Source organism: Gordonia asplenii (assembly GCF_012933505.1).
Lineage (GTDB): Bacteria > Actinomycetota > Actinomycetes > Mycobacteriales > Mycobacteriaceae > Gordonia > Gordonia asplenii.
Window position 1 is genome coordinate 1 of record NZ_JABBNB010000044.1, and the last position, 13,691, is coordinate 13,691.

At 65.2% G+C, this 13,691-nt stretch carries 10 protein-coding genes; 3 read left to right on the plus strand and 7 right to left on the minus strand.

Going from position 1 to position 13,691, the window contains the following annotated elements:
• Positions 1-497: 497 nt before the first annotated feature.
• Positions 498-977 carry an NUDIX hydrolase gene (locus tag HH308_RS27060; protein WP_170197397.1) on the minus strand — a complete coding sequence of 160 codons (480 nt, stop codon included), beginning with the start codon at positions 975-977 and terminating at the stop codon, positions 498-500.
• A 162-nt stretch (positions 978-1,139) separates the two neighbouring features.
• Between HH308_RS27060 and HH308_RS27065 the strand changes: the two genes are divergently transcribed.
• From HH308_RS27065 to HH308_RS27075, 3 genes are read left to right on the plus strand one after another with little or no spacing between them, the layout of a single operon-like run.
• Complete coding sequence (locus tag HH308_RS27065; RefSeq protein WP_170197398.1) at positions 1,140-2,672, plus strand: GlnX family signal transduction membrane protein; 1,533 nt, start codon at positions 1,140-1,142, stop codon at positions 2,670-2,672.
• Positions 2,672-3,685, plus strand: a complete 1,014-nt coding sequence (locus HH308_RS27070; protein ID WP_512698905.1) for a glutamate ABC transporter substrate-binding protein — start codon at positions 2,672-2,674, stop codon at positions 3,683-3,685. Before HH308_RS27065 ends, HH308_RS27070 begins: the two co-directional genes overlap by 1 nt.
• A 6-nt stretch (positions 3,686-3,691) precedes the next feature.
• Complete coding sequence (locus HH308_RS27075) at positions 3,692-6,247, plus strand: serine/threonine-protein kinase (protein WP_170197399.1); 2,556 nt, start codon at positions 3,692-3,694, stop codon at positions 6,245-6,247.
• 627 nt (positions 6,248-6,874) lie between these two features.
• Here the strand turns inward: HH308_RS27075 and HH308_RS27080 are convergent.
• The 6 genes from HH308_RS27080 to HH308_RS27105 all read right to left on the minus strand — a co-directional run bounded on the left by HH308_RS27080 (position 6,875) and on the right by HH308_RS27105 (position 13,686).
• Positions 6,875-8,089 carry an acetate kinase gene (locus HH308_RS27080; RefSeq protein ID WP_376767292.1) on the minus strand — a complete coding sequence of 405 codons (1,215 nt, stop codon included), beginning with the start codon at positions 8,087-8,089 and terminating at the stop codon, positions 6,875-6,877.
• Positions 8,090-8,094: 5 nt separating this feature from the next.
• A complete protein-coding gene (pta, locus tag HH308_RS27085) occupies positions 8,095-10,188 on the minus strand; it encodes a phosphate acetyltransferase (protein ID WP_170197401.1) in 2,094 nt (697 codons plus the stop codon).
• A 192-nt stretch (positions 10,189-10,380) separates the two neighbouring features.
• On the minus strand, positions 10,381-10,929 hold the full coding sequence (locus HH308_RS27090) for a TetR/AcrR family transcriptional regulator (protein WP_170197402.1): 549 nt from the start codon (positions 10,927-10,929) through the stop codon (positions 10,381-10,383).
• A gap of 51 nt (positions 10,930-10,980) precedes the next feature.
• The gene (locus HH308_RS27095; protein WP_170197403.1) at positions 10,981-11,700 is read right to left on the minus strand and encodes a DUF8020 domain-containing protein; all 720 of its coding nucleotides are present in this window, start codon (positions 11,698-11,700) and stop codon (positions 10,981-10,983) included.
• A gap of 38 nt (positions 11,701-11,738) precedes the next feature.
• Positions 11,739-12,332: an RBBP9/YdeN family alpha/beta hydrolase gene (locus HH308_RS27100; RefSeq protein WP_170197404.1), complete on the minus strand. Its 594-nt coding sequence runs from the start codon at positions 12,330-12,332 to the stop codon at positions 11,739-11,741.
• Between the two features lie 25 nt (positions 12,333-12,357).
• Positions 12,358-13,686 (minus strand): MFS transporter, encoded by a 1,329-nt coding sequence (locus HH308_RS27105; protein WP_170197405.1) that lies wholly within the window; start codon positions 13,684-13,686, stop codon positions 12,358-12,360.
• Positions 13,687-13,691: the final 5 nt, after the last annotated feature.

The following is a 13,691-nucleotide window of genomic DNA, read 5'->3' on the forward strand; positions in this document are numbered from 1 at the left end:
CCGACTCCGGGTCCGACAACCCCAACAAGGTCGCGTCCATGCCAGGCCACGCCGACGGCGTCGACAACACCCACCGGTACTCCCGGCGGATACGGCGACGACTCCCTGCTCCCATAACCAGAACCTACAACACAGGTATGACAACCTATTGTGCAAGTGACTCGGCGGCCGGATGAGCGGCCGTCAGCGAACCGTAGACGTGGTCAGTTACGTTGTGCTGCAACAGTTACAGTGGTCGAGTTGGATTCTTCATCTCACCGACCCCTCGCTACACCGAAGCTCGCAAGCTCACTTCGGCACTCGGGGAGCGGGGGGTGCACCGAAGCTCGCAAGCTCACTTCGGCACTCGGGGGAACGGGGGGGTGCACCGAAGCTCGCAAGCTCACTTCGGCACTCGGGGGAACGGGGGGGTGCACCGAAGCTCGCAAGCTCACTTCGGCACTCGGGGAGCGGGGCGCGCCGCAGCTCGTTCCTCACTGGCTCGATCACTGCGGGACTCACTCCAGGGTCAGATCGGCGAGCCGTTCGCGCAATGCCGCCCAGCTGCCACCGAAGCCCGGATGCAGCGGGAGCGAGTCGACGTCGGATTCGGCCACCCAGCGGAGTTCCGCGGACTCGCCGTTGGCGCGCGTGATGACCGGTTCGTCGACGTCGGCGATCACCGTCGTATACGTCCACCCGCTCGGCGCGGAGTGCGTCACCAATGCGGCGCGGACCCGCATCTCGGTGCCGCCGATGCCGGCCTCCTCGTCGGCTTCGCGCACGGCGGTGTCGACCGCGCTCTCGTGTGAGTCGCGGGCGCCGCCCGGCAGACCCCAGGTGCCACCCTGATGGGACCATACTGCTCGGTGCTGGAGGAGGATGCCGGTGACGCCGTCGGCGAGCGGCGCCCGCAACAGCAGTCCGGCCGCACCGTGGCGGCCCCAGTAGCGCGATCCGTCTGGGTCGAACACCCAGCCGTCGCCGTCTCCACGCACAGTGCCTCCCGCAACTCTCCACAATTCACTCGCCCGATAGGGGCCCTACTCAAACGTAGGCGAGTTCGTGCCGCGCAGCCACCGGATGCGGGACTAGGGTTACGTGGTGAGACGGTAGTGATACCCGGGCCACCCGCCCGGGGCGAGAGTAAGGATCAGCTGGTGGCCGGCGACGCATCTTCCGTGCGATCCCGGACGGACCGCGCGCGGGTTCCGCTGGAGAAAAGGCGCAGCTCGAAAGTGCGTACACGCACTCCCAAACCGCTGAGCAGTGCGCACAGCTTGAGCACCGAACGGGCAGGCGGCCGTCCGCCGAGTCCTCAACTGCGTAGAGCACTGACCGATCGTCGCGAACTCATCGCGACCGCACGCGATCGCGCTCACTCGCCGATATCGTCGGCGCGTCACCTTGCAACGTCGAGCATGGGCAAACTCGTGGCGATCGCGGTCGCACTACTAGCGGTGTGTCTGTTCAGCGGTTGGTACGCATCGTCGACGCTGAATCATCGGACCGAGATCCTGCAAGACACCGTCAACCGCACCGAGCCGCTGTCGGAGACATCGCAGGTGCTCTACAGTTCGCTGTCGATCGCCGACGCCGCGGCGAACGCCGCTTTCATCTCCGGCGGCCTCGAACCACCAGCCCTGCGTCAGCGATATTCCGATGCCATCGCCACGGCGTCGAACGCACTGATCATCGCGGCGAGCAATACCGGCGGCGCCACACCCGGGGCGTCCGACGCCGCGCCCGTCGATCCGATGCACGTGGACCTGACCATCCTCGCAACGAATATCCCGGTGTACACCGGCATCATCGAGACGGCGCGAACCAACAACCGCCTGGGCAATCCGGTGGGATCGGCGTATCTGGGCGAGGCGTCGTCGTTGATGCAGGACACAATCCTGCCCGCGGCACAGCGCCTGTACGAACGACGATCGAGCGCCATCGCCGATCCACAGCACACCCTCACCACCCCGCCGTGGGGCGTATACGTGGTGTTGACGCTGGCTCTGATCGGACTGCTGCTGACCTCGGGATATCTCAGCCGACGGACCCGGCGCCGGTTCAACGTCGGAGTGCTCATCGCCACGATCGCCATCATCATCGGCCTCACCTGGCTGCTGGTCGCCGGACTCATGTCGGTCAGCGCCACCAACAACGCGGTCAACAACGGATCCGACCCGCTGCGTCAACTGACTCAGGCGCGGATCGAGACCCAGCAGGCGCGGTCGGCGCAGACGCTTTCGCTGGTGCGACGAGATCAGGTGTCACTCGAAGAGACCTATCGCAAGGCGAACGATTCGATCGCGCGCACGCTCATCGCGCTGAAGGATCAACGGGAACTCGGCAAGGCGACGTCGGTGTCGGATGCGGTGATCGATCGCGCGATCAAAGCCCGCAACGGTTGGGAACAAACCAACACTCAGATCAACCAGCTGGTCGCCGCCGGAGACTTCCGTCAGGCGCGCGCGCTGACTGTCGGCGATGCGTCGAACTCCGCCGCGACCTATTACGCGGAGCTCGACAGCGCACTGGTCGAGGCGATCACCAGCGCGCGCACGGTGTTCCGCGACGACGTCAATACCGCCCAGCGGGTATTGGGGTTCTCCGGCAACGGTATCTGGACGCTGGGCATCCTGGCCGCACTCGCGGCACCGATCGGCTTGATTCCACGGGTCCGGGAGTACATGTGATCGGCTTTCCCCGTCCCCTGTCCCGACGTGCGGCGCTGTCTCGGCGGCGGATCTCGGCTGCTTCGATCGGCGCCGTGCTCGCTCTGACCTTGTCGGCGTGCGTACAGTTCGCTGCTCCGGACAGCCCGCCGCCGACGGCGACCGCCACTCCCCCGACGCCGGCCGGTGTCGCAACCGACGTGACACGCGAACCACCACCAAACGAGTCCTGCGACGCATCGGTGACGCTTCGGCCGTCGGACCTTCCCGAGCCCGGCCGGATGGCGCCGAATACGACGATGGCTGCGATCTTCGGTCGTGGCCGACTGATCGTCGGCCTCGACATCGGCAGCAACCCGTTCAGCTTCCGCGACCCGTTGTCGGGCGACATCATGGGTTTCGACGTCGACATCGCCCGCGAGATCGCACGCGCGATCTTCAACACCCCGGACCGCATCGAGTACCGCGTCCTCAGTTCCAGCGACCGCATCGAGGCATTGCGCAGCAACACCGTCGATGTGGTCGTGAAGACCATGAGCATCACTTGCGAACGGATGCAGGACGTCAGTTTCTCTGCCCCGTATTACATCGCTTCGCAACGCATCCTCGCGCTGCGCAACTCGTCGATCGCCGGAGCGGCAGACCTCGCGGGGCAACGAGTGTGCGCCGCCCGCGGCGTGACCTCGATCGGAAGACTGCAGTCGATCGTGCCGACGGTCAAGATGGTCGAGACCACGACGTGGGCCGACTGCCTGGTGCTGCTCCAGCAGGGTGAAGTCGCGGCGGTGTCCACCGACGACGCGATCCTCGCGGGATTGGCGGTGCAAGATCCGTGGCTCAAGGTTGTCGGGCCCGGGTTGGGGACGGAGTACTACGGTGTGGGAATCCCCAAGGGACAGGACGACATGGTGCGATTCGTGAACGCGGTGTTGGCCGCAATCACCGCGAGCGGACGCTGGCAGCAGATCTACAACGAGTGGCTGTCGGTGCTCGGGCCCTCCTACATCGCCCCCCGACCGGTCTACCGGGACTGAGCGGGCATGGCAGATTCGCACGACACCACCCACGACGATGGGCAGGACGACGACGCCGTCGAACCGGTGGGCACGCAGGCCGTCGCGTTCGACCCCTTCGCCGATGATGACGACGACGACTACATCGAGCCCGTCGGGACCCAGGCCGTCCCCTACGACCCCTTCGCCGACGACGAGGAAGTCGGTCCCGACGCCGAGCCCCTCGGCACGCAGGCGGTCCCGTTCGATCCGTTCGCCGACGACGAGGACGACGGCCACGCACCCGATGTAGTATCGAGCGATGAAACATCGCGCGGCACAACGGGATCGGTTCCGACGACGCCGGTGAGCACGACGTCGCGGCGCGGTGACTCGTTCACCACGGCGCGGACCCGTCGACTCATCCCGTCCAAGCGATCGCTGGTCCACGACCGCAGGTTGGGCAGCAATCTCGTTGAGCTGCCCTCTATTTCAGATACCAACCCGGCCGACGCCGTCATCGATGATCCGGTCATCGTCGAACGCAAACGCAACTGCTGGAAGTGCGGCGAACCGGTGGGGCGCGAGTCGGGCCCAGGTACCGGACCGCTCACCGGTGACTGCCCGCACTGCGGATCGCGGTACTCCTTTGTACCGGGTCTGGCCAAGGGAACACTCGTCGCCGACCAGTACGAGATCGAAGGCGCCATCGCCCACGGCGGCCAGGGTTGGATCTATCTGGCCACCGATCACAACGTCTCCGACCGTCCGGTGGTGCTCAAAGGCCTGCTGAATTCCGGTGATTCGGAGGCTCAGGCCGTGGCCTTGGCCGAGCGTCAGTTTCTGGCGTCGGTCAATCATCCCGCGATCGTGAAGATCTATAACTTCGTCGAGCACATCACCGAAGAGGGAAATCGCTTCGGCTACATCGTCATGGAGTACATCGGCGGTCAGACCCTCAAACAGCTGACCTCGCCCGATCCCGGCGCACCGAAGAACAGCACCAAGCTGCTGTCGGTGGAGCAGGCCATGGCCTACCTGCTCGAGGTACTGCCTGCCATCGACTACCTTCATTCGGTCGGGCTGGTGTATAACGACGTGAAACCTGACAACATCATGGTCAGCAGCGATGAGGTGAAACTCATCGACATGGGCGCGGTTTCACCGATCAACGGATTCGGCCACCTGTACGGCACACCGGGATTCCAGGCGCCCGAGATCGTGAAGACGGGCCCGCAGATCGCCACCGACATCTACAGCCTCGGCAGAACCCTCGCGGTACTGACGATTCCGATGCCGATGAAACAGGGCCAATACGTCGCCGGGCTGCCCGACGTCGAGGATGTCCCCGAGTTCGAAGACAATCCGTCCTTTCACCTACTGCTGCAGCGTGCCACCGCAGCCGACCCGAACGACCGGTTCGCCAGCGCGGAGGAGATGACCACGCAGGTCCTCAATGTGCTGCGGGAAACGGTCGCGGTACACACCGGAGTACCGCGCCCCGCGTTGTCGACGGTATTCACCCCGCCGCGGTCGACGTTCGGCGCCGACCTGCTGCTCGCCCCGGTCGATGCGTTCTTCGACCCCGATCAGACCGCGTTCTACGATCCGGCCGACATCGCGCGGGCGCTTCCAGTGCCCTTGATCGATACCAGCGACCCGGCCGCTCCCCTGTTGACGTCGGCCGCGCTCAGCGATCCGCGGCAAATCCTCGATTCCATCCGCGCAGCACGCGCGAACGGATTCCCGCAGATGATCAACGCCGAGGACGGCCACCCGTCGATCGAACTCGAGTTGGTGGAAGTGCGGGCGATGCTCGAGTTGGGCGACGTCGACCAGGCGTTGGACCAGTTGTCCGCGATCGCCATGTATTACGGCGAGAATTGGCGCATCGACTGGTATCTCGGCATCTGCGCGCTGTACAACGACGAACCCGAACTCGCCTTCGAGCGCTTCAACGAGGTCCTTGAAGTGATGCCGGGAGAAATCGGCCCGAAGCTCGCGGTCGCCGGCACCGCCGAACTCATCGGCCGGTGGATCAACTCCGAGAAGTCGACGAGCGCATCGTCGTCGGCGTCGAAGGTGCGGGACTGGTACAGCATCGCCGGCCACCACTACCACGATCTGTGGTTCACCGATCACGGCATCGTGACCGCGGCATTCGGTTGGGCGCGGCTCGAATTGGCGGCAGGCAACATCGACGAGGCGATCGCGCCGCTCGACGACGTGCCGTCGACCAGTCGGCACTACAGCACCGCGCGGGCCACCGCGATCCTGGCGCTCGTACACGGCCGCCCGTCGAGCGAGATCACCTACGACCAGTTGACCAGGGCCGCAGCACGTTTGGAGCGGATGCCGGAGAGCGAGGGCTACCGGTCCCGACTGGTGTTGATCGTGCTGGGAACCGCGCTGGGCTGGCTCGTGGCCAACCCGCCGGAACAACCGCTCCCCGACTTTCTGGGCTACCCCTTCACCGAGGCGGGCATACGCGTCGCGACCGAGCAGTCGCTGCGGAGTCTGGCACACCAGACCCGCAACAATCGGGCACATCGATTCATGTTGGTGGACCTGGCGAACTACGTGCGGCCGGAGACGTTGTTCTAGTGGTGTGTCGCGCCTAAAGAGTTGTACGACGTTGCGGTCCTCTGCCGGTTGAGCCTGGTTTCACCGGTCGGGGCACTGCATCTGCTGGTTGAGCCGCGAGGAGCGTAAGCGCGCCGTACTGAGCGAGGCGCTAGCCGAGTCGAAGTGACGAGCGTGTCGAAACCTCTGTACCACAATGCATTTGATGGTGGCGCACTTGTCGAACTGTGACGGAATCGAACATCGAGGCGTGTGCACCCGTCGGGTGCACACGCGACACTTACCGGGTGTCATCGCCGGAATTGGCGCGGACCGTCGAAAGTCGTTGTGGCTGAGAGGTTTCGACACGGACTCGGCTAGCGCTACTTCGACTCGGCTAGCGCCTCGCTCAACACGGCGCTCGTCCGGCTCAACCAGCGGGATGCGGTCCTCTGCCGGTTGAGCGAGGCGAAGCCGAGTCGAAACCCCACCGGCCGGGCAGTGACGAAACCCGCAGCGCCACAATGGTTTCGACTCGGGCTTCGCCTCGCTCAACCAGCAGGATTCGGTGAAGCCGGATGCGCGCAAGATATCAACACCATTAGGCGCGACACGCTGCGAGAGGAGACGCCTCCGTCGATCGGAATGCGAGGCGCGCGGCGCGCACAGTCACACCAACTCCGCCGACTGCCGCGCGATCTCCAACTCCTCGTTGGTAGGCACCACCAGCACCGTGACCGGGGAGTCGTCCGTCGAGATTCGACGAGGTTCCTTGCTGCGCACCGCATTTCGGTCCGGATCGATGATGATGCCGTAGTTCTCCAGTTCGGCGAGACCATCCGCCCGCACCGATGCCGCGTTCTCTCCCACTCCCGCGGTGAACGAGATGACGTCGACGCGGCCCAGCTCGATCATGTAAGCGCCGATGTAGCGCCGCAGCTGGTGGATGTACACGTCGTAGGCGGCCTTGGCGTCTTCGTCGCCCGCAGCCATCTTCTCGGTCAGGGTCCGGAAGTCGTTCTCCCCGGCCAGCCCTTTGAGCCCCGAGCGCTTGTTGAGCAGCGCATCGATCGCGTCGACACCCAGACCGGCAACCCTGTTGAGGTGCAAGATCATTCCGGGATCCACGTCACCGCAGCGAGTGCCCATGACGAGGCCCTCCAGCGGAGTCATACCCATCGAGGTGTCAATCGCCTTGCCCGCCTTGATCGCCGACGCCGACGCGCCGTTGCCCAGGTGCAGCACAATCTGATTCACGTCGCCGTAGTCGCGGCCCAGGAACTCGGCCGCGGTCGCCGACACATACTCGTGGCTCGTGCCGTGAAAGCCGTAGCGTCGAATCGCATGTGCCGCAGCGACTTCACGATCTATCGCATAGGTGGCCGCGGCGTCGGGCAGATCATGGAAGAAGGCGGTGTCGAACACCGCGACCGACGGGACGTCGGGCAGCAGCTCCTGGGCGGCTCGGATACCGATGAGATTCGCCGGATTGTGCAGCGGCGCAAGAGTTGACAGGCGTTCGATCTCCTCGACCACCTCGGGCGTGATCAGCGTGGGCCGATAGAACGTGCGGCCGCCGTGCACCACCCGGTGGCCGACGGCGCAGAGGTCGGCGCCCGCGACGTCGACTCCGTTGGCGGTGAAGAACTCCAGCGCTCGGGCGATCGCCGCCTGATGATCGGGCAACGGCAATTCGTCGGACTCGGTCCGCCCGTTCTGGGTATGCGTGATCGACGACTGCGCTTCGCCGATCCGCTCGGCGATTCCGTCAGCCACAACATCGCCGGAAAGCGGATGCACCACTTGGTATTTCAGCGACGACGACCCCGCGTTGACGACGAGCACCGGTTGATCGGCGCGCCGGCCTGCATTCACTTGACTCACTCCGCTCATTGTTTCGCCATGTTCTGCGCCTGGATCGCGGTGATCGCCACGGTGTTGACGATGTCGGCGACCAGCGCGCCCCGGGAGAGGTCGTTGATGGGTTTGTTGAGCCCCTGCAGCACCGGACCGACGGCGATCGCCCCGGCGCTGCGCTGCACCGCCTTGTAGGTGTTGTTGCCGGTATTCAGGTCCGGGAAGATGAGCACGGTGGCCTGTCCGGCCACCGGCGAGTCCGGCATCTTGGTCCGCGCGACCGACGGTTCGATAGCGGCGTCGTACTGAATCGGTCCCTCTACCAACAACTCTGGGGCCCGCTCGCGGATCATCTCGGTAGCTGCCCGCACTTTGTCGACGTCGGCCCCCGAACCCGACTCACCGGTCGAGTACGAGAGCATCGCGACGCGTGGCTCGATGCCGAATGCCGCCGCCGTCTCGGCCGACGAGATGGCGATGTCGGCGAGCTGAGCGGCCGACGGGTCCGGAACGACGGCGCAGTCACCGTAGGTGAGCACCTTGTCGGCCAGACACATGAAGAACACCGACGACACCGTCGACACGCCCGGCTTGGTTTTGATGATCTCGAAGGAGGGCCGAATGGTGTGCGCGGTCGTGTGGACGGCTCCGGACACCATGCCGTCGGCCATGCCCAGATGCACCATCATGGTGCCGAAGTAGGAGACGTCGCGCATCAGATCACGCGCCCGATCGAGTGCGACATTCTTGTGTTTGCGCAGTTCAGCGTAGGTCTCGGCGAACTGTTCGGTCAGCTCACTCGTCATCGGGTCGATCACGTCGACCTCGCCGAGATCGACGTCGAGGGCGGCCGCGCGTTTCGCGATCGTCTCAGCGTCGCCGAGCAGCGTGAGTCGTGCGACGCCGCGGCGCAGCAGGTGGCTCGCGGCACGCAGAATGCGGTCCTCCTCGCCCTCGGGCAACACGATGTGTTTTCGGTCTGCCTTGGCCCGCGCCACCAGTTGGTATTCGAACATCTGCGGCGTGACGACTTCGGGGATGTCGAGGTTCACCTCGGCGATCACCTTGTCGACGTCGACGTACTCCTCCATCAACGCCAGCGCCGCGTCGATCTTGCGCGCCGACTGATTGGCCACTCGCCCGCGGGTATGCGCTGCGATGCGCGCCGTCTCGTAGGTGCCCTGATCGCAGCAGACGATCGGGAGCGTGGGATTGAGACCGGTCACCAGCGCCTGAATCATCGGGTGCGGTTTGAGGCCGCCGTTGAGGATGATCCCGGCCAGGCGCGGGAATCCTTGTGCCGCATTGGCATTCACCAATGCGAGGAGGACGTCGGAGCGGTCGGCCGGAGTGATGACGACGGTGCCGTCGACGAGTCGTTCCAGAATGTGCTCGACGGTCATGCCGCCGACCATGACGTTGAGCGCCTCCCGGTCGAGGAGGTCGGCGTCGCCGCTGTAGAGGTATCCATCGAGGGCGGCCTTCAGCTCGCCCATGGTCGGCGCACTCAGGATCGGCACCTCGGGCAGCGCCCACGAGGCGATCGGAATGGTAGTGAGTGCCGTGGCGATGCCCGCCAGCCTGTCGGGATCGCACCGGTTGGCGATGACGGCGACCGCCGTCGCGTGCGCCGCTGCCACCTCGTTCAAGGCATGCTCAGCATGCCCGTGCACCTCGTCAGCGGTACGGCCGGAAGCATTGAGCGCCAACACGATCGGCGACGACAGATTCGCCGCGATCCGCGCGTTGAAACCCAGCTCGGACGGATTGCCGACGTCGGTGTAGTCGGAACCGACGATCAGCACGGTGTCGCATTGTGCCTGTACGGCGTGGAAGCGCGCGACGATCTCGGCGATGGCCGCTTCCGGATCGTCGTTGACCTGCTCGTAGGTGACGCCGATGCACTCCTCGTAGTCGAGATCGACCGATGCGTGCGCTAGTAGGAGTTCGAGAATGTAGTCGCGTTCCCCAGCCACCATCGCCCGCGAAATCGGACGGAACACACCGATTCGGCCACCGGTAGCCGAGAGAATCGCGAGCAGCCCGAGTGCGATGGTCGACTTCCCGGTTTCGCCCTCCGCGGACGCAACGTAAATGCTGTTCGACGTCACCGATTCTGATGCCATGCGACATACCCTATCGGCATGACTGAATCGACGGAGACTTCCCGTATCGAGGCGGTTTCAAGGCGTCGATCGCGGTGGGCAGCTACCCGCTGAATCTCACCTTCGCCGCGATCGCTTTCAGCGCACCCGGTTTCATGCAGCCGGGGCGGGACTGCTTCGGCAGGTGACGACGCGGCAGCGGGCGAATCGCACCTATCGGACGATCGCTCGCACCACCAGGTCCGCGGCGGCGTCGTCGGACAGCGCACTCTCGGGGATCAGCATGAAGGAGTAGATGGTGCGGACCATGAATTCCGCGGCTGCGGCCGGATCAGGATAGAGCTGCTCCCCGATCTCCGGCTCGAGATCGGGGATCGCAGCGTCGATGATCTGGTGAATCAGCGTCGATCCCGCGGCCCCAGTCGTGGAGACCAGCGTCCGCACGATCTCTTCCGGCTCGTTGCGCAGAATGTATTGCAGCGCTTCGTGTTCGCGGATATAGCGTAGCGTCTCGACCACCTGGATGCGGACCTTGCCCGCTGCGTCGGGCTGCGTGTCCGACCATTCCTTGAGCTGTGCCCTCAGCAGGGATACCTCACGTTCGACGATGGCCGCGACCAGCGCGTCGCGGCCTCCGAACATCCGGTACGCGGTCGCTCGCGCGACACCTGCCTGCCGCGCCACCGACGTCAGGCTCAACGCTTTGGCGCCGAACCTGGACACGACGGCCACGCCGACATCGACCATCCGCTCACGATCCATTCGTCAACCGTAGCGAAGAGTCGCGCCGGGTTAGACGGTCGTCGACGCGGGCTACTTCGCCGGCGCCGGTGGTTTGAACGGCGCATTCACAGTGTCTTGGTACTGAATGACCGAGGCGATCGCGACGGGCGCGCCCACGAAGATCGACCCGACGAGAGTGCCCACCGGAGCCAGCATCGTCGCACCCACGAGACAGCCGGCGACCGGGCCGCCACCGAGTAGCAGAAATAGCGGCGCCGTGACCACCGCACCGGAGACTCCGCCGAGCAGGCACCCTAGCGCCCCCGCGCTCACCGCCCCGACGATGGCACCCACCGCCGCGCCGGTCACGATCGTCGACGACATCCGGTTCCACGCGGCCTGCTCGCGGTCGTAGCGCGATTTCCACGGCGCGTCTTTCTGATAGGGCAACGCGACCGGCCGGTAGGTGGCACGGGAACGGTCGAGCTTCGGCGTCAGCCAGGCGGTAGCACCGGCGACTTTGGCTTCGATGGGGAACGCGATGTCCCCGACGTTGAAGCTCAACGGCACTCCGGCGACGACTTTGCCTGTCGCGGAACGAATCTCAAACCGTCCGTGATCCACGAGGAGGCTGCCGGAGGCCACGCTGATGACGGCGGTGGCACCGTCCTGGTAGGCCTTGTAGGTCACCACGGGTGCCAATTGTGTTGTCAGTGAGGGTGATTCGGGCTTTGCCGACGCCAGCCCGGCGGTACTGCTCGAGGCGGTCACCGCCAGTAGCGCAGCGGTCAGCCATTTCTTGAGATTCATCGATCGTCGCTTTCGTGTGTGCGATGCGGCCTTGTCGTTCATCGCACAAGCGCTTCCGTAGCTGCGATATCGGCGCGCAACATCGCCAGATACCCCAGTGCGGGTGGCCACGGCCCGTATCCCGCTGCGGGATTGAGGTGTCCTACGTCCCCGGCGTCGAGCAGGTGGGCGCCCCAATTCTCGGCCATTCCGGCGACCCGCCGCATCGAGGCCAACGGATCGCTCTGGCTTGCGACCACGATGCTGGTGAATGGGAGTGTCGTGCGCGGGATGGGCAACCAGCCGCCCGCGTCGAGCTCGGAATGCAGTGGATAGCCTGTGGGAAGGGGAGATTCGATGTCGGCGGGAGTGACGAGCAATGCCCCGATCACCGACGACGCCGGGTTCGCGGCCGCCCAGTGGACGGCAGTCAGCACGCCCGCGCTGTGTGCCACGAGAATGCTGGGACCATCGATCCCGGCGAGGACTGCATCGAGTGCGGCGACTCGCGCAGCACGATCGAGTTTGTCGGCGGTCAATGGTGGCACGATCGCCGCCGACGGCAGATCCCGTGCCAGGTGCGACTGCCAATGGTCAGGGTCGTGATCGCGCAGTCCGGGGACGATGACAACCGTCGAATCGAGTGAGTTCATGAGAGAATCCTTGGGGTGGAAGGTGTTACCTAGGCAGACGCGCAAGACGCGCGACACCGAGCGAGTGAAGTCTCTTGCCGAGCAGCAGTGCCGCGATGGCGACCAGGTAGATGAGCGGGGTGATAGTCAGCGCACGGCCCAAGCCGATGTGATCGGCGAGGACACCGACGATGAACGGCCCCAACGCCAAGCCGAGAAGGTTGTTCGCAACGGTGAGAGTGCCCATCGCCGACGCACGGACCGTGGGGTGACTCAGGTTGGCGACCATCGCTGCGATCGGTCCCGATGACCCGGCCGCGAAGAAGGCGCCGATTGCGATCAGAATCAGTTGTGCGGCACCGGTTTCCAGGGCGAATCCGGTCGGCAGGCAGACGAGCGAGACGACGCAGAAGGCGATCGCCGCGATCCACTTGCGGGTGATGTCGTCGCGTCCGATGCGATCGGTGATCATGCCGCACACGATCATTCCAGTCGCGACGAGCAGGACGATAGCGGCCGCGGCGATCGCCGCACGATCCATCGGCATTCCGTAATACCGATTGAAGAAGCTCGGAGTCCACGCCAGAAGGACTGCGGCAGAGAACATCTGCAGTCCGCCGCCGACATAGGCGGCGAGTACCGGCGGGTTGGTGAACAGGCTACGCAGCGGGGCTCGGTAGGTCGCGGCGGTCCGGGATGGCGCAACGTCGGAGGCGGCGTGCGCGGCGAGGCGATCCTCAGTCACCGTAGCGCGGAACGCCGCCACCAGCAGCAGCCCGAAGACCGCCATAGCGGCGAATGTCCACCGCCATCCCAGATGTACCGCGATCACTCCGCCGAGGGATACCCCCAGCACCGAGCCGAATGATCCGCCCGCCATGAAGGCTCCGCTCAGCGTCGCGTGGACGCGGGGCGTAAAGATGCTGAGCACCAATGCGATTCCGACGCTGCCATAGGCGGCCTCGCCGACGCCGAGAAGGAACCGGGCGCCGAGCATCTGCTCGAAGCTCGTTGCCACGGCGCACAGCACCGTCGCCAGCGACCACAGCACCGCCATCAGAGTCAGGCTGCGCACCCGCCCCCACCTGTCCGCGATGACCGACAGCGGCAGGGTGAGCAGCCCGACCATCAGCGCGACGACGCTGGTGAGGGTCGCCAGTTGCGAATCACTCAGTGCCCATTGCTCTTTGAGGGACGGGAACACGGCGCTGAGCACTTGGCGCGACATGTAGTCGGAGAGCAGCAACCCGAAGGTGATGGCGAAGACCAACCACGGGTATCTGCTGCGACGGCGGGATGCGGCTGTACCGCTTCCTGATTCGGCTGGACTCGGCGCGGTGGCCGGATCGACAACGGTTGGACTGGGCGCGTGCACGGCGA

Bases quoted from the DNA above. Each gene is read 5' to 3' on its own strand.
- HH308_RS27075 (WP_170197399.1), top strand. From the start codon at position 3,692: ATGGCAGATTCGCACGACACCACCCACGACGATGGGCAGGACGACGAC.
- HH308_RS27100 (WP_170197404.1), bottom strand. From the start codon at position 12,332: ATGAACTCACTCGATTCGACGGTTGTCATCGTCCCCGGACTGCGCGAT.
- pta (WP_170197401.1), bottom strand. From the start codon at position 10,188: ATGGCATCAGAATCGGTGACGTCGAACAGCATTTACGTTGCGTCCGCG.
- HH308_RS27090 (WP_170197402.1), bottom strand. From the start codon at position 10,929: ATGGATCGTGAGCGGATGGTCGATGTCGGCGTGGCCGTCGTGTCCAGG.
- HH308_RS27095 (WP_170197403.1), bottom strand. From the start codon at position 11,700: ATGAATCTCAAGAAATGGCTGACCGCTGCGCTACTGGCGGTGACCGCC.